This window comes from Acinetobacter sp. 22323 (genome assembly GCF_052044895.1).
Classification (GTDB): Bacteria; Pseudomonadota; Gammaproteobacteria; order Pseudomonadales; family Moraxellaceae; genus Acinetobacter; species Acinetobacter schindleri.
On record NZ_JBQEOL010000011.1, the window covers coordinates 37,380 to 62,496 of the forward strand.

General features: G+C 41.3%; 20 protein-coding genes, 2 tRNA genes and 2 pseudogenes. 9 read left to right on the forward strand and 15 right to left on the reverse strand.

Translation table 11 applies throughout. From position 1 onward, the window contains the following. Positions 1–74: 74 nt before the first annotated feature. Both ACTJIX_RS09045 and ACTJIX_RS09050 read left to right on the forward strand, forming a co-directional pair. Positions 75–254, forward strand: a pseudogene (locus ACTJIX_RS09045) (alpha-ketoglutarate permease); the annotation flags it as partial. 196 nt (positions 255–450) lie between these two features. Then, complete coding sequence (locus tag ACTJIX_RS09050; protein WP_034424215.1) at positions 451–873, forward strand: hypothetical protein; 423 nt, start codon at positions 451–453, stop codon at positions 871–873. Positions 874–922: 49 nt separating this feature from the next. On the opposite strand, the gene ACTJIX_RS09055 is transcribed toward ACTJIX_RS09050, so the two are convergent. Both ACTJIX_RS09055 and folD read right to left on the reverse strand, forming a co-directional pair. Next, on the reverse strand, positions 923–1,591 hold the full coding sequence (locus tag ACTJIX_RS09055; protein ID WP_440611364.1) for a class I SAM-dependent methyltransferase: 669 nt from the start codon (positions 1,589–1,591) through the stop codon (positions 923–925). A 261-nt stretch (positions 1,592–1,852) separates the two neighbouring features. Further along, positions 1,853–2,701: a bifunctional methylenetetrahydrofolate dehydrogenase/methenyltetrahydrofolate cyclohydrolase FolD gene (gene folD, locus ACTJIX_RS09060; protein WP_008301933.1), complete on the reverse strand. Its 849-nt coding sequence runs from the start codon at positions 2,699–2,701 to the stop codon at positions 1,853–1,855. A gap of 153 nt (positions 2,702–2,854) precedes the next feature. On the opposite strand from folD, the gene ACTJIX_RS09065 reads away from it, so the two are divergent. Together ACTJIX_RS09065 and ACTJIX_RS09070 are read left to right on the forward strand one after the other, a co-directional pair. Continuing rightward, a tRNA-Cys gene (locus tag ACTJIX_RS09065) sits at positions 2,855–2,928 on the forward strand. Between the two features lie 10 nt (positions 2,929–2,938). Further along, positions 2,939–3,024, forward strand: a tRNA-Leu gene (locus ACTJIX_RS09070). A gap of 142 nt (positions 3,025–3,166) precedes the next feature. Here ACTJIX_RS09070 and ACTJIX_RS09075 read toward each other — a convergent pair. Then, complete coding sequence (locus ACTJIX_RS09075) at positions 3,167–3,346, reverse strand: hypothetical protein (RefSeq protein WP_004810797.1); 180 nt, start codon at positions 3,344–3,346, stop codon at positions 3,167–3,169. A gap of 355 nt (positions 3,347–3,701) precedes the next feature. After that, on the reverse strand, positions 3,702–4,694 hold the full coding sequence (locus ACTJIX_RS09080) for an NAD(P)H-quinone oxidoreductase (protein ID WP_440611365.1): 993 nt from the start codon (positions 4,692–4,694) through the stop codon (positions 3,702–3,704). A 259-nt stretch (positions 4,695–4,953) separates the two neighbouring features. Here ACTJIX_RS09080 and ACTJIX_RS09085 point away from each other — a divergent pair, with 259 nt between their 5' ends. After that, complete coding sequence (locus ACTJIX_RS09085) at positions 4,954–7,350, forward strand: glycerophosphodiester phosphodiesterase family protein (RefSeq protein WP_440611366.1); 2,397 nt, start codon at positions 4,954–4,956, stop codon at positions 7,348–7,350. Positions 7,351–7,396: 46 nt separating this feature from the next. On the opposite strand, the gene ACTJIX_RS09090 is transcribed toward ACTJIX_RS09085, so the two are convergent. The 5 genes from ACTJIX_RS09090 to cysD form a co-directional block, all read right to left on the reverse strand. Further along, positions 7,397–7,654, reverse strand: coding sequence for a DUF2798 domain-containing protein (locus tag ACTJIX_RS09090; RefSeq protein ID WP_103800596.1), 258 nt, complete (start codon positions 7,652–7,654; stop codon positions 7,397–7,399). 32 nt (positions 7,655–7,686) lie between these two features. After that, entirely contained in the window at positions 7,687–8,205 is a 519-nt protein-coding gene (locus ACTJIX_RS09095) for a PadR family transcriptional regulator (RefSeq protein WP_440611367.1), read from the reverse strand. Between the two features lie 241 nt (positions 8,206–8,446). Beyond that, positions 8,447–8,713 (reverse strand): hypothetical protein, encoded by a 267-nt coding sequence (locus ACTJIX_RS09100; protein ID WP_076753235.1) that lies wholly within the window; start codon positions 8,711–8,713, stop codon positions 8,447–8,449. A gap of 142 nt (positions 8,714–8,855) precedes the next feature. Next, on the reverse strand, positions 8,856–10,469 hold the full coding sequence (gene cysN, locus ACTJIX_RS09105; RefSeq protein WP_440611368.1) for a sulfate adenylyltransferase subunit CysN: 1,614 nt from the start codon (positions 10,467–10,469) through the stop codon (positions 8,856–8,858). 144 nt (positions 10,470–10,613) lie between these two features. Continuing rightward, the gene (cysD, locus tag ACTJIX_RS09110; RefSeq protein ID WP_004810809.1) at positions 10,614–11,528 is read right to left on the reverse strand and encodes a sulfate adenylyltransferase subunit CysD; all 915 of its coding nucleotides are present in this window, start codon (positions 11,526–11,528) and stop codon (positions 10,614–10,616) included. A 321-nt stretch (positions 11,529–11,849) separates the two neighbouring features. Between cysD and ACTJIX_RS09115 the strand changes: the two genes are divergently transcribed. The 4 genes from ACTJIX_RS09115 (at position 11,850) to pgaB (ACTJIX_RS09130) (ending at position 16,780) form a co-directional block, all read left to right on the forward strand. Then, positions 11,850–12,392, forward strand: a complete 543-nt coding sequence (locus tag ACTJIX_RS09115) for a hypothetical protein (RefSeq protein ID WP_076753233.1) — start codon at positions 11,850–11,852, stop codon at positions 12,390–12,392. Positions 12,393–12,974: 582 nt separating this feature from the next. After that, positions 12,975–13,610, forward strand: coding sequence for a YqiJ family protein (locus ACTJIX_RS09120; protein ID WP_004810814.1), 636 nt, complete (start codon positions 12,975–12,977; stop codon positions 13,608–13,610). An 82-nt stretch (positions 13,611–13,692) separates the two neighbouring features. Beyond that, positions 13,693–15,399, forward strand: a complete 1,707-nt coding sequence (locus tag ACTJIX_RS09125) for a flotillin family protein (RefSeq protein WP_004893520.1) — start codon at positions 13,693–13,695, stop codon at positions 15,397–15,399. Between the two features lie 178 nt (positions 15,400–15,577). Further along, complete coding sequence (gene pgaB / locus ACTJIX_RS09130) at positions 15,578–16,780, forward strand: poly-beta-1,6-N-acetyl-D-glucosamine N-deacetylase PgaB (RefSeq protein ID WP_034591915.1); 1,203 nt, start codon at positions 15,578–15,580, stop codon at positions 16,778–16,780. Here pgaB (ACTJIX_RS09130) and pgaD read toward each other — a convergent pair. From pgaD to sucC, 6 genes and pseudogenes are all read right to left on the reverse strand, one after another. Continuing rightward, the gene (pgaD, locus tag ACTJIX_RS09135; protein ID WP_004810820.1) at positions 16,758–17,339 is read right to left on the reverse strand and encodes a poly-beta-1,6-N-acetyl-D-glucosamine biosynthesis protein PgaD; all 582 of its coding nucleotides are present in this window, start codon (positions 17,337–17,339) and stop codon (positions 16,758–16,760) included. The genes pgaB (ACTJIX_RS09130) and pgaD overlap by 23 nt on opposite strands. Before the next feature lies 1 nt (position 17,340). After that, complete coding sequence (pgaC, locus tag ACTJIX_RS09140) at positions 17,341–18,603, reverse strand: poly-beta-1,6-N-acetyl-D-glucosamine synthase (protein ID WP_076753231.1); 1,263 nt, start codon at positions 18,601–18,603, stop codon at positions 17,341–17,343. Continuing rightward, a complete protein-coding gene (gene pgaB / locus ACTJIX_RS09145; RefSeq protein ID WP_392388378.1) occupies positions 18,600–20,405 on the reverse strand; it encodes a poly-beta-1,6-N-acetyl-D-glucosamine N-deacetylase PgaB in 1,806 nt (601 codons plus the stop codon). The genes pgaC and pgaB (ACTJIX_RS09145) overlap by 4 nt, the downstream gene beginning before the upstream one ends. Continuing rightward, a complete protein-coding gene (locus tag ACTJIX_RS09150; protein WP_076753229.1) occupies positions 20,405–22,858 on the reverse strand; it encodes a poly-beta-1,6 N-acetyl-D-glucosamine export porin PgaA in 2,454 nt (817 codons plus the stop codon). Before ACTJIX_RS09150 ends, pgaB (ACTJIX_RS09145) begins: the two co-directional genes overlap by 1 nt. A gap of 149 nt (positions 22,859–23,007) precedes the next feature. Continuing rightward, positions 23,008–23,898 (reverse strand): succinate--CoA ligase subunit alpha, encoded by an 891-nt coding sequence (sucD, locus tag ACTJIX_RS09155; RefSeq protein WP_004810828.1) that lies wholly within the window; start codon positions 23,896–23,898, stop codon positions 23,008–23,010. Positions 23,899–23,909: 11 nt separating this feature from the next. Then, positions 23,910–25,079: pseudogene (gene sucC, locus ACTJIX_RS09160) on the reverse strand (ADP-forming succinate--CoA ligase subunit beta); the annotation flags it as partial. Positions 25,080–25,117 lie beyond the last annotated feature (38 nt).

The window sequence follows — 25,117 nt, forward strand, 5'->3', positions numbered from 1 at the left end:
AAAAATTAAAAACTATATAAGCATAAGACCCTGTAATTATTTAACTTTACTTTTATAAAACATGTGTCAACTCTATTCTCGGTGGTTCCGCAGGAAACCTAGTCAAATGATACGACTTATATGTTTATACAGCCTTTACTTTATATTTTGCTTCAAAATTCTTCCCTAAAGGCGATGACACCGTAAAGCTGCTGCTATTTTGCCCTAGTTTTTTTAATACGCCGATTGGCGCATGGATTATGGGAATTTATGCATATTGCTGACTTATATCTTCATGAAGGACACTAAAAATACAGCATGATTACTGATGACTAATTAATGGTTGAGCTGTTTAAGCTTTCTGAGTGGAAACATTCAGAAAGCTTTTTTATTGGATTTTTAAGTTTACTGCCATTTTGTCTTTTCAATGCTATGGCATACTTGCTGTATAAAAAATGGGAAATCATCATGATGAAAAAAACAGTTTTTCTACTAGGTTTGGGTTTCGGCACTTTGGTGCTTACTGCCTGCCAAAGCACACCTCAACCTTATAACGGTCAATCTGGTTACGAAGTCATTGAGCAAGGTGCAAATACTGCAACATTGCGCTATACACTTTCTGGTCGTACCAGTCAGGATGAAGGAAAATTGCAGGCTGCTTGCAGACAGGCACTTGGTACTTCTAAAAACTGGAATGTAAGCGTACTCAGCAGTAATGAGATTAGTAATACTGCATTACCAGATGAACAGTATGGTCGCCAGCTCGGCAATAGCCGTACTCAAATCAGCTTAAGCAACACGCCTGACCTGTACAATACTGAAAATCCAGGCGCGCGTGATGCCCTGAATGCCCGCCCAAGCACATTACGCGTGATTCAATTCACATGCTCATAATCTCTAAGATATAAAAAAAGGGCTTAATGCCCTTTTTTTATTTTTCGCTTCAAAGTGTCTTATAGAAACTGACGTTTCTGAATTCTGGAGATTCATCCAGATCCGGCCAGGTGGTAGCACTACGCTCATCCAGTTTTTCATATTGGGGATGGCTAAAGTTTTTTACCCGACTATCTGCAACCCACACATCAGGCGCAAATTTTAAAAACTCATCCAGGAAGAAACGGTTGCATTGGTCATAAAGTACGTCGGCGGCTAACAGGATATCCACCTGTTCTGCCTTATACAGATCATCCAAGTATTCAAGCTCAACACCATTCAACTCAGCATTGGCACGACAAGCGTCTAAACTCACTTGATCGATGTCACAGCAAATCACACGCTTAGCACCTGCCATTTTTGCTGCAATTGCAACGACACCTGAACCTGCACCAAAATCCAACACTACTTTATCTTTTACATGATGTGGTTCTGCCAGCAGCCACTGCGCCATCGCAAGACCAGATGCCCAGCAAAAGATCCAATACGGCGTATCATTCCAGATACGACGGATGACTTCATCATCCAGCTTATCAGTTGGAAATACTGGCGGAATTAGCCAAAGTGAAATAGGTGTATCCGGCAATTGCTGTGCATGCAGTTCACAATGTGGAATCACATCATGCAAGGCTTGTAGAAGATGCTCAGGAGCTTTAGGAAATTGGAAAGTACAGCTCATATAAAAGCCTTGGTGCAAAAAATCTTTTATTGGAATTTATAAATTAATCAGAATACATGACCATGTCATTCGCAGCTGTTCGAGGCCACCTAAAATTTGATTCGCTCTGTTTCTGCGACTTATTCATCGCTGAAGGAATAAGACGAGTTCTGCGAATGACAAATGGTTTTGGTTACTTTTGCCGAAACAAAAGTAACGATCAAGTTTCTTAAATCTGTAGTCACAACGGTAAGACTCAACCGCAACTACTTTTAATCTCAATTAACCTAAAGCTTTCTCAGCAGCTTCAACCGTTTGACGAATCAAAGTGGTAATGGTCATAGGGCCTACACCACCTGGAACTGGCGTGTAAGCAGAAGCAATTTCTTCGATACCAACTAACTGGATATCACCAACACCACCGCCATCACGTGGATGAAAACCAGCATCAACCACTACTGCACCTGGTTTGATCCAGTCTTTTTGAATCAGTTCAGCTTTACCTACCGCACCAACAATGATATCCGCTTGTTTCACAAATGCTGGCAGGTTTTGAGTACGTGAATGGCAAATCGTCACAGTGGCATTCGCTTCAAGCAGCATCGCTGCCATTGGTTTGCCCAGAATTGCAGAACGGCCGACAACAACAGCATGTTTACCTGCAATTTCAATGTTGTTTTCTTTCAGAATGGTCATGATGCCAGCAGGTGTTGCAGAACCATATGCCGCTTCACCCATCGCCATACGGCCATAGCCAAGGCAAGTTACGCCATCAACGTCTTTTTCAAGAGAGATTGCGTCGAAACAAGCACGCTCATCAATTTGCGCAGGCACTGGGTGTTGTAACAAAATACCGTGAACATCTGGATTGGCATTGAGTTTTTCAATTTCTGCAAGAAGTTGTTCAGTTGTGGTTTCTTTTGGAAGCTCAACTTTCAATGAATCCATACCGACACGACGGCAAGCATTGCCTTTCATACGAACATAAGTTGCAGATGCACCATCGTCACCTACCAAAATAGTCGCAAGAATTGGAGTACGACCTGATTTTGCTTTCAGCGCTTCCACGCGAGTTAACAAGTCAGCTTCAATTTGCTTCGCCAATGCACGACCGTCTAGAACTAATGCCACGGCACTTCTCCCAAGTGTTGATATGAATCAATTTTGCACATTCTACATGATAATTCTTAATATTTTCCGCCATATGCTGCTTTTATGCGCATATGAATGAATACACTATTGTTTTTTTTTCAGAGCTTGATAATATACGCATCAACAAGACGCGGCGGGGTGGCAGAGTGGTCATGCAGCGGACTGCAACTCCGTGGACGCCGGTTCGATTCCGACCTCCGCCTCCATCTTGTTAAAGCCCGAGTGGTGAAATCGGTAGACACAGGGGATTTAAAATCCCCCGCCCACAAAGCGTGCCAGTTCGAGTCTGGCCTCGGGCACCATTCTTCTACTACTGAAGATGGTGCAAATAAAGAACCCAGCGAAAGCTGGTTTTTTTATGCCTGAAACTTAGTGAAATCCATTTACAGCCGAAATCGATAAAATAGATTTGCCTTCTGCGAGGCTAAGATAGCTTGAATCGGCTTAACGACGTTTGCGTTTAGGCTTAGACAATTTGGTCATATAACTTTCAAGATTTAATAATGCCAAATAGAAAATTTTAGCCTGCTGTGTCGTAACCCGGTTAAATAATCTGGCTTGAATCACTTGTGTTAGTGCTCGAGTTTGATGGATCCGTTTAAATGGTCCTTTTGCAATCATCATCGCTATTACTCTCTTGGATAAAGGAGAACAAGGTGACTATTGGATAAACAGTCTCTATAAGGATTGCAGAAACCTGACCATTTTTTACTTAAAGTTCAAAAACATAACTACCGTTCGTCGGAATTAATAAAACAGCTCTCAAATAAAAACTCTAAATATTTGTTATTTATATATTTTTATAAAAAAGACTTTGAGAAAATTTTCACATAAATAAGTATGTTTTCTTTCAAGTTTAAATGCTATAAATTTCAGCTGTTATTGTACTGCTAAAAACTGACATACCTTGTCATTTTTTGCACAAAAAAGGGAGGGAAGCCATTAGCCTCCTCCTTTAAGTATTTTAATAATATGTGAACTAGATCACTTCTACCACAATTTTTCCGATATGTTCGCCTGTATCCATAGCTGCATGTGCATCCTGAATCTGATTAAATTTGAAAGTCTTATAAATCATTGGCAAACATTCACCTTTTGCCCATGAAGGTGCTACATGCACTTTCAGACCTTGTGCAATTTCAGCTTTTTCCGCTGTGTTACGCGCACGCATGGTTGAACCAGTAATTGTCAGGCGCTTCATCATAATCTGACCCAGCTTCACTTCCTTAGCCTTGGCACCACCCAAGAATGCGATATACACCAGACGACCATCACGGCGTAACAGATTCAGGTTTTTCTCCAGATAGGGCGCACCAACCATATCCAGAATCACATCTACACCAGCATTGTCTGTCACTTCATTAATCACCTGCTCAAAGTCCTGAGTTTTGTAATTAATTCCTGTGGTCAGATGTGAAATCGCCTGGATTTTTTCGTCACTACCTGCTGTGGCAAAGGTTTTAATACCCAAGGATTTACATAGCATGAGTGCCGTGGTTCCAATTCCACTGGTTCCACCATGCACCAGCACCGTTTCTCCCGCCTTGGCTTTACCCATCTGGAATACATTTGCCCACACCGTAAAGAAGGTTTCAGGAATCGCAGCGGCCTGAATAAAACTTACGTTTTCAGGAATATTCAAAGTCTGGCTTTCAGGTACGACGCAATATTCTGCATAGCCCCCACCATTGGTCAGGCCACACACCTTGTCACCGACTTTAAACTGATTTACGTCACTTCCGACTGCAACCACTTCACCGGCTACTTCCAGACCTGGAACAGGCGTCACCCCTTTTGGCATTGGGTACAAGCCCTGACGCTGCAAGATATCCGGACGGTTAATTCCAAAGGCATGAACCTTGACCAGCACCTCATCGGCCTTCGGTTCAGGAATGACAACCGTTTCATAAGCAAGTTTATCCACTCCACCCGGTTCTGTAATGATGACGTGTTGCATAGTTTTTTGTGACATAGATCGTTCCGCATGTATTAACTGTTTCCCAACCCTATTTGAACATAGATAATTCCGGCTTTAAAGCCAAGTCGGACTTATGTCGAAGACCTGGCCATCATTAAGAAAAATGCATGGCATTGAGATCTCACCTTATTCTTTAAAAAAAGAAATTTTAATCTGTAAGAATTATTTTCATTTATGACAAATCCATATAAATGTCATGTTCTGCTTTTAATTTCTCAAATTCAAATATAAATGACTTGAGAATATTAAAAGCATGAAACCTGCTCATCTCTACCTGTCTATTTTGCTGTCCTTGAGCCTCACCGCATGTTCTGATGATGACGACAAGAATTCAGGCTCCTTACAGCCACCGGTAACCCAGCCAGATCAGCTGGCTCCTGAGCCCAATATTCCTGATGAAGAAGTTCCCATTCCAGAGGTTCTACTGGATGAAAATTTTGATAAATGGACGGCTCTTTCTGGCGACTGGATACAACCTAAAAATAACGCGGGCCAGGTATATCTTGAAAATGGCGATTTGTATATCGATGGTCGTGCCCATAGCACACAAATGACAACCCTGCTTCTGCCAGAGAAATTCCAGCAATTACGCAATTACCGTATCGATATGGAATTTTCATTTGAAGAAGCACTCAATGAAGCCCGCTGGGGCAGTATCATCTACCGAGGCGCAGATCAGTTCGCTGATCCGTCTTTTACCCCCTATTACCAGTTTGCCATGCGGGTTGCTACCACCAGTGCTAGTGGTCTGGAACTATCTTTACGCATGCCAACCAATAGTTGGAATGTGCTACAGAAGTCTGCTCATAGCGAAGATATTGGCCTTCAGAAAACTCACAAGGCCAGCGTTGTAGTGTATGGAAATCGTGTACGGCATTATCTGGATGATCAACTGGTGTTAGATAGCACCTTGCCTTATAACCTGGCTCAAGGCAGCATCGGTTTATCTAGTGCCGGCTTATTGATGAAAGTAAGCCACCTCAAAGTCACTGAACAACTCGATGCCTTGCCGGAATCCAATAAAGTCACTGACATTATTGACCAGCAGCTCCCGGTTTCAATGGCACCAACTTTAGCTCAGGCTGCACCGCTTAATGGCCCGGTCTCGACCGCGGCTACCCATGTTGCTTATCAACTTGATGCAGATCTTAATTTACTAAGCAACAATCAGAAAGTGAGCCACCTGACTGATTATCTTAAAGATACCCAGCGTCGAACTTTACCTTTACTCACTCTCCAAAATTCAGCAACCATTCAGGCACTGAAAGGACTGACAGAAGATTATGATCTGGCTGATATCACCCTCATTTCCGATAATGTAGATTTACTGCGTCAGGCCCGTATTGATTTACCGATGCTCCGAACAGCTCTGGATTATTCCAAGCAGACCGGGCTGGGTTATAACAGCAAAGATATCGTGACCATCGCCCACAATACCAATGTATCGCTGTCCAAAATCGTCATCTTGCCACCGCAATTACTAACACGTGAAGCAGTTAGTCATCTACAACGTTTATTGATTACACCTTGGGCCAAGAGTGACAGTACACAGGTCTTGGACGCAGCAAAAATTCTAGCTACAGGTGTTAATGGAATTTATAGCAACCATCCTGACCTATATAAAGAAATTATGCAGCGCATGGCACCCAACACCCTGTTGCGTAAGCCGCTGATTACCGGACATCGCGGTATCCCGGCGCAAGACGATGAAAACACACTGGAGGGCACTCTCAAAGCGATCACTGTAGGAGCTGATGCAGTAGAATATGACGTGTATCTGACTAAAGATGATCATGTCATTCTTATGCATGATACTTCTGTGCTACGCACGACTGGTGTCAACCGCAACATTGAGGATATGACACTGGCAGAAGTACGTGAGCTCAGAACACTGAACTATAACCGTCAGATTCCTACCATGGATGAAGTGCTGGCTGAAGTGAAAAAATATCCACATGTCACCAACTTCATTGAAATTAAAAGCTACAAGCCTGAGATCGTACCAAAGATCAAAGCACTGCTAGATAAACATGATGCCTATGATCAAGCTATTGTGATCAGTTTTAGTGGCGACCAGATTTTACAAATGAAGAATGTGCTTCCAGGTGTATCAACCGGTTTCCTTACCAGTACTCCAGCCGCACAAAGCGATTTGGTCAATACACGGCGAATTCTGGATGCAACTCAACAGTATTCATCCACTTTCAATCCGTCTTTTAGCGGCTTGAGTGCGAATTTAATGCGTACTGCCTCCCAGCGCGGAGTCACTTTCTGGCCGTGGACGTTCCGTTTAAACAAGGATGATTTTAATCGCATGTATGTCCAAGGAACACATGGTCTTACCACAGATTATGCACATGATGCATCCCATTTTGTGGTAAAACTGAATACGCCAAAACAGCTCAATGCTACAGCAGCTCAAGCTCTGGAAATTCCAGGTGAGATTCAGACACAAGTTGGCGGTAAATCCTCTTATATCTTTAAAAATATGCTGGTTCTGCCTGGCTCGGCTAAATATACGCAAAATGGTCAGAGTGTAACATTTGCAGAGAAAGGCACAGCTTATGTGATGCCGCGTTATGACTATACAATCGCTCCAAACTATACATACACCCTGTATGCACAACCTGTAACTGTCACTATCCAATAATAGTTTTATAAGCACAACACCCAATTCACGGATTGGGTGTTTTCATTTAAAGATTTCCTTTAGGCACATCCACGAATTTCATTAGGGTGCGACGTACTAAGGGCAGCACCACCAAAATTAATGGAAATGCCATCAGCCATGACATGCTCCAGGCATGCAGCCATAATGAAATAAACTGATCACTCCAGCCTTTATTGAGTAGCATATTAAAGCAGGAAATTGCACCACTCATAATGCCGGAAAGGATCAAAGGCATGAGCCAATTCAAATGTTTGACATGAAATTTGGGAACTATTTTTTTCATCATTTTACCTGATTTTTAAATCGTGAATCGGATTACAGACGTGTGATGTTTATGGCTGCTTGATCAATCTGTTCTGCAATTCCACGTATTTGGATTTCATTAAGTTCGCTATGTTGAATCTTTAAACGCAGTGAGGTTTTTAAATTTTCCATCGCATGCTTAATATCGACATATTGTTCATTCGATTGAATTTGTTTGCGCGTATTAAAACGGTCTAGTACCTTTTGTAAGGTTTGCTGACGTTCTTTGAGATGTGCCTGACCTTTTTCAGTAATGTGATACTGCTTGCGCCCATCAGCACGCATAGTCATTTGCGTATATTGCTGTTCTTCCAGATAATTAATGGTTGGGCAGATTGTGCCGGTGCTCGGCTTGTAGTTTCCGCCCACTAAAGCAGCCACTTCTTTGATAATGTCGTAGCTAAATTTGGGCGCTTGAGCAATAAAATGCAGCACCAGCAATTTCATTTCACCTGCTTCAAACAGGCGTTTGCGAGGTTTTGGAGAGTTCTCTTGTTCTTCTGTTAGGACAGAATTAGGAATTCTAGACATAGCAAAGATATATCTTAAAATTAATTAAGATATATCTTATCATACTTAAGCAAAGCGATAAAAGTCAGATTTAAAGATAAAGAAATTCGACAAAAAATGTTTTTTGAAGAACATTAATATACAGGCTCATTCCTAGTTAAGATCAATATTGAAAAATTAATGGAAAACCCACAATGTGTATTGTTACCGCCTTATATGAATGCTTAAATGTGGATGATTGATAATCTCACACATTAGAATTTTAACGTTTATATTCCCTTACCATCCGGTCACTTACATCCTCCGGATAACAAAGTGGCGCATATCCACCCGCTCGGTTATAAGCACTACGCTTACCACAACGACTACCATTACTCGCTGTATTATAAGGACATGGGCAATTGCCCGGATAACTCTCAATTGATTCTTTAATAATCTTCTGCTTGATTGCTTCAACGCTTTGGCTACTCTGTTTGGCTTCAACTCCAAAAGTCATACACAAGCCAACCAGCAATAATAATTTTTTCATAAATCCCCCATCTAGGGAGAATTTTATTTAGTAACTAATAAATTGAAAGATCACATTTTGACTAATTGAGCGATTTTCATGCAAACAAAATTTATGCAATAAAAAACCCGCTTTTCAGCGGGTTTTTAAAATCAGTACTGTCTTATAGACGAACCAATTCCACAATTTTCTCAGCAAGTTCTTCAGCAGATTCCTGAGCAAAAGTCACATCTGTACCTTCAGTTGCCTCAGTCACCACAACCACACCAGTTTCACGAACCAGCGCAACTTGATCAGCTGAAAGACCGACTTTTGCAATCGCAACCACACCTTGCTGAATTAACAGGCTTTCAAGTGCTTGAGCATTTTCAAGCGCTTTAGCAGATACAGATACCGCAGCTGGTTTTTGACCCAAACGTGCAGCACGATCTTCAGCAGTCACAGGATTGGTATGTGCAGTCCATTCTATTGCATCTTCAATCATGCCCGCACCAACAGTGACGTTGCTTAAACGGTCAATGAAGATAAACGAACCAGTATGACGGCTTTCACGGTAACGGTCGAATACCACTGGCGCATCAAACTCGATTTGAACATCAGCAATTGCATTCAGATCCAGCTGCTCTACCTGAGTTTTCTCAAGTGTATTGACGTTTACACGGTAGTTGATCTCTGCAACTTTTGCAGGAACCGTTTGCGTACCTAGCTTAACGTTATACAACTTACCTTTAACCAATGGCTGGTCATTCATCCATACCACAGAAGCACGAACCGAACGTGAAGCTAAAGGCTGATCACCCGCTTTCACCAGCATATTGCCGCGAGAAATATCAATCTCATCGTTCAAGGTTAAAGTCACTGCCTGACCTGCAAATGCACGTTGCAAATTGCCGTCAAAAGTTACAATTTCCTTAACAGTAGATTTCTTGCCTGATGGTAAAGCGACAATCTCATCGCCTACAGCTACTTCACCCAGCGCTACAGTACCGCAGAAACCACGGAAATCGAGGTTAGGACGGTTAACATACTGAACCGGGAAACGGAATTCTTCTTTATCTACACTGTGGGTAATTTCAACAGTTTCCAGAGTACCCATCAGGGTCTGGCCTGTATACCACGGCGTATTTTCAGACTTGTTCACCACGTTATCGCCATTCAGGGCAGAAATCGGTGTGAAGATAATATTCGCTGGCGTACGGTCACCTAACTGGTTCACGAAGTCAGTATAGTCTGCCTTGATCTCGTTGAAACGAGCTTCAGAGAACTCCACCAGGTCCATTTTGTTGATCGCAACAATAATCTTCTTAATACCCAGCAGGCTGGCAATAAAGCTATGACGGCGAGTCTGAGTCTGTACGCCATAACGTGCGTCAATCAGGATAATTGCAAGATCTGCAGTAGATGCACCTGTCGCCATGTTACGGGTATATTGCTCATGTCCCGGAGTATCTGCGATGATGAACTTACGTTTTTCAGTAGAGAAATAACGGTAAGCGACATCAATAGTAATCCCCTGCTCACGTTCCGCTTGCAGACCATCTACTAGCAAAGCCAGGTCAGGTGCATCGCCAGTCGTACCGACTTTTTTAGAATCACGTGTTACAGCTTGCAACTGATCTTCATAAATCAATTTTGAATCGTAAAGCAAACGACCGATTAAAGTAGATTTACCATCATCAACGTTACCGCAAGTCAAGAAACGCAGTAAGTCTTTATTTTCATGTTGTTTTAAATAGCTCAGGATATCCTGGCTGATTAATTCAGATTGATGAGACATCGCTCAAACTCCACAAATGCTTAAGAAATCGGTTTAATCTTGAATTCCTCTAAGTCTCCCTCTGATAAAGGGAGATTTGGCTCCGTTCCGTTGGGAGTTCCCCTTCTTTATCAAAGAAGGGGTTAGGGGAAGATTTGAAGATGCTTAGAAGTAGCCTTCCTGCTTCTTCTTCTCCATTGAACCTGCCTCATCATGGTCAATCATACGGCCTTGACGCTCAGAGCTGGTTGCAAGCAACATTTCCTGGATAATTTCCGGCAAGGTGTTGGCAGTGGATTCAACTGCACCCGTTAATGGATAACAACCTAAAGTACGGAAACGTACCGATTTCATTTGTGGAACTTCACCTTCTTTTAAAGGCATACGCTCATCGTCCACCATAATCAGTGTACCGCTGCGCTCAACAACTGGGCGTTCAGCAGCAAGATATAGTGGGACCAATGGAATACTTTCAAGATAGATATATTGCCAGATATCAAGCTCAGTCCAGTTTGATAATGGGAATACACGAATACTTTCGCCTTTGTTCACTTTACCGTTGTAAAGGTTCCAAAGTTCTGGACGCTGGTTTTTAGGATCCCAACGGTGTTTCGAGTCACGGAATGAGTATACTCGCTCCTTGGCACGAGATTTTTCTTCGTCACGGCGTGCACCACCGAAGGCAGCATCGAAACCATATTTATCAAGTGCCTGTTTCAGACCTTGAGTCTTCATGATGTCGGTGTATTTTGAGCTACCGTGATCGAATGGATTAATACCCGCATCACGGCCTTCTTTGTTCTGATGCACGATCAGATCAAAACCATGAGTTTTTGCCATGTTGTCACGGAAGGCAATCATGTCTTTGAATTTCCAACCCGTGTCTACATGAAGTAGCGGGAATGGAAGTTTTGCAGGGTAAAACGCTTTTAATGCTAGATGCAGCATTACCGCGGAATCTTTACCAATCGAATAAAGCATGACTGGGTTTTCAAACTCGGCAGCAACTTCGCGAATGATGTGAATACTCTCAGCTTCAAGCTGTTTAAGATGAGTAAGTCTTTCCTCATTTAATGACATGGACAACCTGCGTATTACACGTGTACTTATTACACTTTATAAAATTTATATTCATTATAGTGATTAAGTTTTCATAACGTTTTCTTGTTTTGTGCTATCCATATATCAAAACATCATATAAAACTTCACTGATATCTATTATTAGTTTTATTCAATTTAGTGATTTTTAATACTTTGAATTTTAGTATTTTCTTCTATTTAGCTTTTTAAACCTACTATTTTTTAGCAATAACTTCATAGATAAATCATCTAAAGTACCTGTTCCCAACGGTAGCAAAACCACCTAGAGTAATCCTAGTACCTATGGATCTAAATTTAGACATGCCATTTACTCAATATACCCTAGAAACGTTAAAAACCCGTCTTGAACAGGCCAACCTGGCTGGCTATATCTATCAGCATCAACAGCACATGCTGGTATTACAAGAACCCTTTGCTGATGATGGTAATGCCTTAAACGTTTATATACAGCATGAACTGACAGCAGATCAGATCGGTCTACAGTTCGGAGTTCGCTTGCAAGATAATAATGCTGAATATGTTATTGGTCTGACACATAGTAACCAGAATCCGAAATATGAAATTGGTGCAGGCAATCTAAAAGGCGACCAGAAAGCTTTTAACCTTTTATATGCCTTTTATAACTATCCTAAAGCATTTTATCTGGTTGCCCTGCCTTTAGCCGCAAATAGCCAGACACTTGAACAGGCACTTGAAGACCAGCTATTTAGCAAACCTAAACTAGAGTTCCTTAATACAGCGGTGAAAACTAACCCTATGGATGAACAGGTACAATGGATGAAAGCGTATATTCTTCAGCAAGCTTTAGATATGAAAGTACGGATTCAGACGTCATTGTTGTAACTCTACTTAGGCTAATTGAGTTAAATATAGAGTCGATATACATGCGATCAACTCGATTCAATTTAGCCTTCTTTAGGCAATCCCTATGTCAAAATATTTATATAAATCAAATATTTTAAGATCAGTAGGACAGACATATACTTTTAAAAAGAAGGATGAATATTAAAAATGTTTAATATTGTGCTTTCTCGCATTCATTACTACATACCTCCTATCCGATACTAGAAAGTGCTTATTAAGATATCCTTCGATCAAATAAAGTCATTGTCACTGACCTAAATGCCTGTTTCATTCGAATTTCAGCTTCAACAAAACTGTGACCATGTTAATTTTTTATCCATTTATTCATAAATTTATTAAGATATTGTCATATTTTTGAAGCTATTGTTTTCTAAAATATTAATTTGATAACTCATACAAGAATTCAATCTAATTTCCAAATATTTAAATTTTTCAAGTTTCATATCCGCTACTTTTGTGTGTATTTAGATTGCAAAATGTATAATCAATGTTATCTTTTTATAAGTAAGAATTATTGTTACTCATTTTGCCAAACATAATTATAGATAGAGACCCGAAGGAATGTGGGAGCTTTTTACCGAACCGTCGAATGTTGTTTTCAGTATTAGTCTTAGTCTGATGCTGATGTTTGCAGCGCTGGAATGTATATTGCTGTTTCTAGGTGGTGGTTCACAAAGTGTTTTTGACCAACTCTTACCTGAAGACTCGCATCATGTAGACTTTCATCCCGCCAATAACCCTAATATCTTTAGCAAGGTATTTGACTGGCTGTATCTGGGACAACTTCCTCTCTTTATCTGGCTGATCATTTTCCTGACCACCTATGGCTTAAGCGGTCTTTTGATTCAAGGTATATTTGAACGTTTTACTGGCCATTTAATTAATGGCTGGATCATTTCTCCCGCCTGCCTGTTCCTGTGCATGCCCTTGGTCCGTTTTAATGCCAAAATAGCTGAAAAGATCCTGCCAAAAGATGAAACCACTGCGATTCATATCGAAGAACTGATTGGCCGAACTGCAATCATTATCCTCGGCGATGCTCGTGCCAACTCACCAGCACAAGCCAAAGTTCAGGATCAGTATGGCCATACCCATTATGTGCTGGTCGAACCTGCCAATGGTGAAATCCTGAAACAGGGCCAATCTGTAATTTTAATGGATAAAACCCGTAATGGCTTCCAGGCCATGAAAGTCTAAATACTTATTCTCTCTTACTTTATATTTATTATTTAATCCAAAATTATATTTTCAAATACGCTAAAACAGAGAACAAACAACAATGTTAAATTTTGATTTATATAACATTTTAATCATTACTGGGGTTATTTTCGCCGGTCTGATCACCTTTGGTTTGATCATCGCTCGCCTTTACCGTCGTTCAAGTAAGGAAATTTCTTTTGTCCGTACCGGTTTTGGCGGGGAGAAAGTCATTCTAGGCGGTGGTGCGTTGGTTCTGCCGGTATTGCATGAAATTATACCGGTAAATATGAATACCCTGCGTCTGGAAGTTCGCCGTGCTGATGATCAGGCACTGATTACCCGCGACCGTATGCGTGTCGATGTCATGGCCGAATTCTATGTCCGGGTTAAACCAACCGCAGATTCAATTGCAACGGCAGCACAAACCCTTGGTCAAAAAACCATGTCACCGAACGAACTGAAAAATCTGGTAGAAGGCAAATTCGTGGACTCGTTACGTGCCGTAGCTGCTGAAATGGCGATGGAAGAGCTGCATGAGAAGCGTGTCGACTTTGTACAAAAAGTACAGCAAGTCGTGTCGGAAGATCTGCATAAAAATGGTCTTGAACTCGAAACTGTTTCTTTAACAGGTCTGGATCAGACTGGCTTCAAATATTTCAATCCACAAAATGCTTTCGATGCTGAAGGTCTGACCAAACTAACTGAAACCATTGAAGACCGTCGCCGTAAACGCAACCATATTGAACAGGATACTGACCTGGCAATTAAAACCAAGAATCTTGAAGCTGAACAGGCACGCTTACAGATTATTCGTGAAGAAGAATACGCCAAGCTGCAACAGGAACGTGAGATTTCGATTCGTCGCGCTGAACAGCTGGCTGAGATTGCAGCCCAAGAAGCTGCTAAAAAACGTGAAGCAGAGGAAGCACGTATTGCGGCTGAACGCGAAGTAGAATTAAAACGTATTCTGGCTGCCCGTGATGTCGAAAATGAAAATATCCAGAAAGCACAGATTATTCAAAAAGCTCAGGTTGAACAAAAGAAAACCATTGAACTGGCTGAACAGGACCGTGCGATTGCGATTGCTGAAAAATCTCGTGCCGAATCTGAAGCCAAAGCACAAGCAGATCTTGCCCGTGCTCAAGCAGTAAAAGCTGAAGAAGAAGTCGTAACAGTACGTCAGATTCAGCAGGCAGAACGTCAAAAAGCAGTTGAACTGGTGGCTGCCAAAGAACAGGCCGAGAAAGATGCAATTGCGATTACCGTGGCTGCTGAAGCAGGTAAACAGGCAGCGGCTGATGATGCTGAAGCGATTCGTATTGCCGCTGAAGCAGAAGCTGAAAAAGTTCGTTTAAAAGCCAAGGGTGAAGCAGATGCTAAAGTTCTCCTGGCTCAGGCAATGGAGAAACAGTATCAGGTCGATGCTGAAGGTACCCGTGCAGTGAATGAAGCTAACAACGTACTGTCTTCAGAGCAGGTAGAAATGCAGATCCGTCTGGCAATGCTCAAATACCTACCTGAAATTATCCGTGAAAGTGTCAAGCCAATGGAAAACATTGATGATATAAAGATTCTTCAGGTAAATGGCCTTCACGGAGCACATACAGGTTCTTGTCAGGCAGATGCTCATCATGAAAGTAGTAATGTTGCCCTTTCTGACCAAGTTGTAAATAGTGCCCTGCGCTACCGCAGTCAAGCTCCGCTCATTGACAGTCTGATGAGTGAGTTAGGCATTCAGGGTGGTGATATTAATGGGATGACACAAAGTTTAAAAACGAAAACCTAAAAATTTATCGCTAAAATTTTTAAAACAAAAAAGCTTCTAAGATGGAAGCTTTTTTCAAAAATTACACATATATTTCCAAATAAACATGCTATCAGTAAAGAAAGCGAATAAGCATCATTCTCATGATGGATTATTAAGATAAGAAAATTTATAACAACGATAATTACTGGATAGCATAATGAAAAATACAACTCCTTCCAGAAAATCTGCACTCAATATAACTTTAAGCTTAGGTTTAATTACCTCTTTAAGTTTACTTAGCACCTTTTCTAGCTCGTCAAATGCCCTGACCAAACCTTTATCTTTTTCATCATTAATTGAAAGGTACCAGAAAAACCAACAATTAGAGATGTCAATTATGCATCTTGATTTAGACTATATTTATGACCCTGATCCACGTCAGATGACACGTAATATTAACCAGTTAATCAAGCGTATAGAGACTGTCCAGCCTAATACTATTTTTTTACAGGCTTATGCTGATGAGGATGCTAATGGTTCAGCAAATGAAGTGTATTTCCCTAACCCACATATGCCTGTCAGGGAAGATTTATTTAAAAAAGTCACTGAACAGATTCGAAATCGCACCACTGTTAAAAAAATCTATGCCTGGTTACCCATGTGGGCTTGGGAACTGCCAAAGCACTACCGGGCAAATTATGTAGAAACTACAAACCAGAACATAAAAGGTTATATTCGCCTGTCGCCATTTGATCCAAAAAACTTTGATTATGTCTATGATATCTATAAGGCATTAACAGATAAAATAACTGTGGACGGTATTTTGTATCATGATGATATTACCTTGAATGACTATGAGGATAGTTCCCCCTCTGCCATGCAAGTATATAAATATTGGGGATTTAAAGATGCTGAAAAAATATTACGTCATCCTCAACATCCAGAACAAATGAAGTTTGCTAAAGCTAAAACCGCCTATTTAGATAACCTTGCTTTAAAATTGAGTAATAAGCTTAAAATCACCCATCCCTCCCTCAAATTCGCCCGAAACTCTTATGCGCCTGTGATGTTAAATCCTGAAAGCGAGAAATGGTTTGCACAATCAACCTCAAGTACCCTACAACATTATGATTATAATGCTGTTATGGCTATGCCCTATATGGAAAAAGCTCCGGACCATTCCAAGTTCTATCTTAATTTGGTAGAAAAAGCACGACAGTATGACCCAACTCTATCTCGGACCATTTTTGAAATCCAAACCATAGACTGGAATACACAGCATAAACTTTCAAATGAGGAGTTATTAGAAACGGTACATCTATTAAAAGAACAAGGAGTGCAGCATATTGGCTATTATCCAGAAGATCCTTTTATGCCACACCCACATGCAACGATTTTTAAGCCAAAGAAATTTTCATAGGCCTACCTTGTATGTCGTACTGCTCTAATCTCCCCTCCTGATTATAGTACAGAGTCAATTGTTTGGCCTGTACCATTTCCAGTAGAGCATGCTTTTCAACATCAAAGCTATAAGCAATCTCCTGGAGTTCAACCGGTCTAGGTGCCGAACGTCGATCTACTCGATTGAATCGAATCCAGTTATAACACGCCCATAACAGCAAGCTTGAAAAAGCAATAATAATCAGTAGGGCCAGCTCAAGTAGCGTCATTCCCTGATAAGGTTTATGGTCTATTAAGACATGATCAACAATCAGACTCGATTCAAACCACCATAAACCCAGGGAGGCCAATGGCATAAATAGCCATATCCACGCCATCCAGCCTAATGCCATCAGACTATAACCACTCGTTCGACCACTTACATATTCTGGAACATCGATATACTCCGGAATATCGAGTTTAGATTCTTTAACAGTTGCTGCGACACTGAGTTCAGAAAGTTCAACAGTTGTTGGGAGCTCCATATACTCGGCAATTTTAACCTGCGGCTTGGCAGGAATATTTTTATTGTTTTTCACCTTATTTTACCTCTGTTTCACCACGGAAGCCTCGGTCTGGACTGATCCACCGTGCACGGGTTTGGGTTTTAAAAATGGTTTTCGGCAACGATACAACGGTCGTTAACATAGTTAAAATCCAGAAAAATAGTGGGTACCAGATTACCCAGAAATAACTTCTGAACATTCGACCTTTATCATATCTGCGGTCAATCCATAGACTGACCATGAACTGAATCAAACAGCTTGCGCCGAGAATCACACCATACCACTGCGGCAACAGAGAATTGATATACCACTCTGGGGCCACAGGAAAGAACAAACCATAAAAGAACAAGACGAATACACCAAACATGGTATATGACCATAACACGCTAATTACAGATTCCAGTGCAATCGGCCACATGCGGCGCAAACGCCATTTAAATATTTTAGGAATATAGGCAAAGAGTACTTCAATACCACCTTGTGCCCAGCGTAATCGCTGCTGCCACAACCCTTTAAAAGTTTCGGGCATATAAATATAGGTGAGTGCTTGAGGGACATACTGCACATCCCAATGATCAAACTGCAAACGCCATGACACATCAATATCCTCAGTAATCATGTCATCACGCCAGTAACCAATACGATCCAGAGCAGTTTTTCTAAATCCGGCACAGACACCAGAGACAGTGAAAATGCGACCATAAGTACGTTGTGCCCGCTTAATCAATCCGATAATAGAAGAAAATTCTCCAACCTGAACTTTGCCTAGTATGCTGGAGCGATTGATAATCCGCGGGTTACCCGTTACCGCTCCGACACGCGGGAACATGGTTAAATGATGCATCATCCAGAGTACACAATGTGGATGCATTAACGCATCGCCATCAATACAGATCAGGTACTCATAACCACTTACCATTGCGCCTGCACGTAGTGCATACGCTTTACCCTGGTTCTCGGCCAAATGTACTACACGTAATTTTGGATATTTTTCTGCCAGTTCATCCAGAATCTCTCCTGTCTGATCCGAACTGCCATCATTAATCGCAATCACTTCAAATTTTGGATACTGACTTTGCATGGCATAGCGAATGGTCTGCTTGACCTGTTCAGCCTCATTAAAACAGGGAATTAAAATGCTACAACCTGCTTCTTTGGGTTCAGGTAATGCTTTCTGATTCAGTTCGCGTTTTATAAAAAACCAGATTCCGCCAGCAATCCACATCCAGGCCATAAACAATGGATAGAAAAAAGCAAAGCCAAAGATGACATCATGTAAACTGATACTATTAATCATTTACGTTCTCCCTGCTGAGCCTGAAAGGGATCACGATAAACGAAAGGATTACTGTTTAAGCTAATCGATGCATAAAGTCTTTGTTGAACCTGCCCGGCATTTTTAAAATTATAATTTTCAAGCGAAATCTTCTGGATACCCTGTCTACGTAAATTCGCAATACTATTAGTAATCCATTGATCTTGTTCTGATTGACCTGCCAAATCAAAACCGATCATCAAACGTTGTTTTTGTACGGAGGTCAACTGCTGAATATTTTTGAGCAACTGGTTATGCTCAGCTTTGCTGGTTTTTTGATCCAAAACCAGATAGATATAGTCTGAATCATCTGCCAAGGTTTCAAATAAGGCCTTCAGCCCCATAGTTTTATGGGTATTTATTTTCAGTACTGCCAAATAGACATTACTGATATTGGCATAGTATTTGGCACGTCGACTCGTATTTTGTTTTAAGTTAATGACTCGCTCAATCTGTTTCTTACATTCAGCCGACCACTGTGTACTCTCTACAGCACAATTTAACTCTTGGCCAGCGTCTATCACTAAGCCTTCCAGATTGCTGTTATATTTGAATATATCTTCAACCAGCTGGACCATATTATAGCCCTGATTCATCATACTGAGCGGTAACTCTGCATAAACACGCTGATACGTACGGGTACGTGCTTGCCATAAAGTACGGTTCAGTAAATCCTGTTGCATTTTTAACTGGCTGTTTGGAAAGTAAGCTACATCAACCGTGCCATTACCATCGAGATCGGCAACAGGTTTCAAGATCAACTGATTGGTTTTCAGTGCATCTAACTGGTTGAGGAACTGACCGAGTTTTTCATCAGCCTGTTTTATACTGGGCTGCGCAAGATCTTTCAAATTAAACTGAATAAAGCTCTTCTGCTCCAGATAGGGTTGCTTGGTGTGATACAAAAACTCAGACATTGCCTCTTTAATTTCTGCCAGGTTCGGGTTATTCATAATCAAGGCACGCTGATAAGTTTTTACTGAATCAGCCAATGGCGCCATAGTCCCGAGGCTAAAAGACATGCTTAGTCCTGCCTGCTTAGCAATATCTTCTGTTTCTGCTGTTACAGCACCATAGGGCCAGAAAATAGCATAAGTCGGTACTGACAATTCCTGTTCCAGAATGGCTTTAGAACGCTTTAAGTCTTCCAGCACACGCTGCCTATAAGCGAGGTCAGATTCATAACGTGCCTTTGTCAGATCATATATACGTGCAGTTGCAGCAGGCTGCATATTTCTTTGTGGATTCGAAATAACTCCACGATGCAGATTATGTGAATGCGATACAAACTCGACCAAGCCACTATTTTGCATTTCCCGCATCTGGTCCCAATTCATCAGATTATTTGCCCCATAGGACTCTATGGCATCTTTATGCTTAGTACCAATCCAGCTGGTTGGAATAGCAAAAACGGCATGTAATTTATATTGCTTTAATAAAGGAAATACTTGGGTATATCCGCTTAGCGCCCCATCATCGAAGGTCAAAAGTACCGATTTTTCTGGTAATGGAATTTTTTTCTCACGGGCACGGCGGATATCTTCCAAAGAAATAGTTTTCCAGCCTTCACGTTTTAACCAAGCAAAGTATTGCGCCAAATATTCAGTACTAATTGCATATTGATCACGATCACCCTGACGTACTACATCATTCCTGACATCATGAAAAGTGAGTGTTACGAACTGGTTTTCAGGCAGATCCATCGCTTTATTTTCAGCATGAGTATATGCCATAAAAAGACTTAAGCATCCTAATAGAGCGAGTTTATTTTTTATTGTTTTCATTAGAATCTCCCTTCAAATCCAAAACTTGCTTCGAGTCTATTTTCATCTTCACCGTCATAAGGGTGTTGCCCATAGGACACCCCATAATTCAGGGACCAAGTTCTGGTGATTTGCCAGAGGTGTTGATATTTCGCCAAATAAATCAGGCCTGAGTCATAATCTTCTTGGTCAAATACACCAAGATTTAATGAAAAACGTTGAGTCAACGACTGATCATAACTACGCCAGGTTACCCAATCATGTTCCAGACCTGCTTCTGCACTCCAACTTGAAGATGGATTGAAATAGGAAGTTTCTACATCATCTTTATTCGAGGCCCAAAATCCATATAAGTTCAAATGGGTTAAATGATGTGGAGCCTGGAAAATACGTTGCTTGAAATAGGTACCTAGTTCCTGACGCTCATTTCCGTCATCAATATCAGTAAACTGATAGCTCAATCCAGCCTTTGTAGATTCATGCTGTTGCCAGTTTAAGTCGAAACGATAAGACTGCCCTTCATGTTCATCCTGTATCTGCAATGGAATCTCTGCCTGGCTGTTATAAGCCAGACCATAATTCCAGTGATCACTTAACCAGTGATTCCAGGTTATATTCACACCAAAGCGATCACCCTCGGTCGCTTGTGAAAGTGCTATAGTGGCATACTTACGGTTATCGACCCATTCCAGTCCTACACCGATCCGTTGATCATCTCGCTTACCTTCTTCATACTCTCCACTACGGTACTGATGCTCCACAAAGGCCCGGTAATAATCCGAAAACCATGGGGTATTGAGTCGCGTCCAGCTTTGTTTCTCACGAGAACCATTCAGATTATTGACCAGATCTTGATCATCCGTTTCACTTTTCGCATAAAGACTATTATGTGAAATGGTAAACCGCTCACGATCTTTGAGCTCCTTATGACTACGTACTACCCCGGTATCAGTTCCTGCCCGCTCTAAAAGATCAGTATTGCTACTACGCCATGTCTGCACATCAAAGACAGCTTGTGCATTTTGCATGCTATTAATTCGGGTGGCTTGTGTTGATGGCTCTGTACCATTGAGTAAGGAAACCGTTGCCTGTGCTTGCAAAGGTTTTTCACGCCAACGCTGTATAGTCGCAAGATAATTGATGTAATTACGATTTCCTGGAGATTTATTTACCAGGTCCTGAAAATACAGTTCTGCCTTATCCAGCTGGTTTTTATAACTATAATGAAGACCTCTTAAGATCATATACTCATCCCGGTCCATATGAATCGTACGGTCTACACCTTTAGCCTGACTATAGAAGAAGATTGGTAAGCGCTGATCCATTTCCTTAATTACTTCATCAGCGGCTTTAAATTTTTCTTGTTCAATCAAGCTATAGTACAGACCTGCATAGACGTCATAGTCCACATAGTTCTTTTCTTTAAACAGACTGCGGTACAATATTTCCGCCTGCTTTGGTTTATGGTTGCGCAAATAGCTATCAGCTAGTGCATGTCTGGTATAGGCAGGCATCTGTTCTACCGGCTGATTGATTTTAGCCAGTTGGGCCAAAGCTTCAGCAGAACGTTGCCGTGCACTTAAGGCAAAAATATATTCATAATAAAATCTTTGACGTAACTCGGGATATTGGGCTAGCTCATTTTCATAAGCCTGCATTTCCGAAATCACCTGATCCAGCTCTGTATAGGCAATTTTGCCCTGATCCTTTTCACTTTGTACTTTATAGAAATCAATGGCATTACGAATATGTTGACTAAACTTGATCAGCTGTACTTCATGTTTGAGACGACTTTGCCCTTTACCCTGCTGCTGTAAATAACGGTTTGCACTGTCATAATCAGCACTGGCTGCCAAAGCCAGCACATACTGTTCCTGCACACTTTCCGAACGACTCATCGATAAAGCGCGAGTTGCGGTATTCAGTGCCTGTATAGGTTGTCTTAATAAGCGATAGGTATAAGCTAATTGTACCAGCTGATCAGCATTCAGCTGTTTCTGGTCAACTTTCCTGATTTGTTGCTCTGCCTGCTCCAACTGACCACTTTCCGCAAGCAACATGCCACGATATAAATCCCATGGAATATCACTTGTGCTGTTTTTCTGAAATTTTGCTGCATATTGTTCAGCCAGCAAAAATTTACCCTGATCACGCAATAACATCACTAGAGGCAGTTGCCCATAGACTGGATATATTGAAATTTTTAAGTGATTCAGATTGTAATCTTGCTGAATTAGGTTGGAATTATATTGTCGGCTTAACAAAATAAAGTCAGCCAGCAGGTTCATGTTCGCAGGATCTCTGCGTACCATTTCTGCGAGTATTTTAAAACCTTTTTGGGTATCCCCAGACTTAATTTGCTTGACCACCTGATGCCTTTGCGTGTCTGTAATAGCTGCATATAAAGGATTCAAGCTGATTCCTGTAGCAAGCAACACATAGGCGATTGAGTAATAATTATTGTTGTTTAGCATTGGCATTTGTCTTGTTATGTATTTTATTTATACAAACATTATAACAAAGTGCGATTTAGCTCACAATTTCATCCTGTCAGACCAAACTATTATGTATTTCTTCTAAAAAAAGCCCTCAATAAGAGGGCTTTATGTTGGACTTTTATTGTTTAGATTAAGCCTTTATCCTTCAGCAACTGATACATGGTCGAACCAAGCTCAGCAGGACTACGGGTATAAGCCATGCCAGCACGTTCAAAGGCTGCAAATTTTTCTTCCGCGGTGCCTTTGCCACCTGAAATAATCGCACCGGCATGTCCCATACGTTTTCCTTTCGGTGCTGTCACACCCGCAATATAACCCACCACAGGCTTAGTTACATTAGACTGGATATATTCAGCAGCTTCTTCTTCAGCTGTACCACCAATCTCACCAATCATGATAATAGCTTCTGTTTCAGGGTCTTCTTCAAACAGTTTCAAGCAGTCAATCTGGTTCATACCTGGAATTGGATCACCACCAATACCAATACACGTCGATTGACCTAGACCCAGTTTAGTCGTTTGCGATACAGCCTCATAAGTCAGAGTACCTGAACGAGAGATAATCCCGATCTTGCCTTTCTTATGGATATGGCCTGGCATAATTCCGATCTTGCATTCTTCAGGCGTAATAATACCTGGACAGTTTGGGCCAATCAGACGCGTGCCATTACCATTGGTTTCCAGATAGCGCTTGGCTTTTAGCATGTCCAGTGTTGGTACACCTTCAGTAATCACTACAATCAGCTCAATACCTGAGTCAACCGCTTCCACAATAGAGTCTAATACAAATGGTGCAGGTACATAAATTACAGAAGCATCGGCCTGAGTTTCTTTTACCGCTTCACGCATGGTATTAAATACTGGCAGATCCAGATGTGATTGACCACCTTTACCCGGTGTTACCCCACCGACCACTTTAGTACCGTAAGCAATTGCCTGCTCAGAATGAAAAGTTCCGTTTTTACCAGTAAAGCCCTGAACTAAAACTTTGGTGTCTTTATTAATTAATACGCTCATTGTGATACTCCTTAAGCTTTTACTGCAGCAACAATTTTTTCTGCAGCATCGGCCAGGCCATTTGCAGAAATTAATTTCAAACCAGATTCATCCAGTAATTTGGCACCAAGCTCAGCATTGTTCCCTTCAAGGCGAACCACAACCGGCACAGTGACATTTACTTCTTGAACTGCTGCAATAATTGCTTCAGCGATCATGTCGCAACGTACAATTCCACCAAAAATATTAATCAACACACCTTGCACAGAAGTATCTGCCAAAATAATTTTGAACGCCTCAATCACACGCTCTTTGGTTGCACCACCACCGACATCGAGGAAGTTAGCGGGCTGACCACCATAAAGCTTGATAATATCCATGGTAGCCATCGCAAGACCAGCACCATTGACCATACAACCAATATTACCTTCCAGGGCAACATAGTTCAGATCAAATTCAGAGGCTTTTAGCTCACGCTCATTCTCTTGTGATTTATCGCGTAGTGCCGCCACTTCAGGCAAACGATACAACGCGTTCGAATCGATCCCTACTTTGGCATCGACACAAAGAATGTCACCATTTTCACGGACTGATAACGGATTGATTTCAAACAGAGCAAAATCATTTTCCACAAAGGCTTGATAAGCCGCGGTCATGACTTTAACAAATTGGTTGATTTGTCCATCTTTAAGGTTTAAAGCAAATGCAACTTCACGTGCCTGGAACGGCAATAAACCAACGAGTGGATCAACTTCAACTTTAATAATTTTTTCAGGCGTTTCTTCTGCCACTTTTTCAATTTCAACACCGCCTTCAGTCGATGCCATAAAGGTAATACGGCGAGTTGAACGGTCTACCACAGCACCTAGATAAAGTTCACGCTCTACTGGATAAACATCTTCTGAGACCAGAATGCTGTTGACTGGTTGACCATTGGCATCGGTTTGATAAGTCACTAAACGTGAGCCAATAATTTGATTGGCATATTCAGCGGCTTCGTCAGCAGATTTAACTACCTTTACCCCACCCGCCTTACCACGCCCCCCGGCATGCACCTGTGCTTTTAATACGGCAAACTTTCCGCCCAGCTGTTGAAAAGCCTGTACGGTTTCTTCAGCATTTGTCGCAAGAATACCTTCCTGAACTGGCATGCCATATTTTTTTAATAACGCTTTTGCTTGATACTCATGTAAATTCATTGATTGACCTTTTACTACTTTTTCACTTTGTTATTACTGCG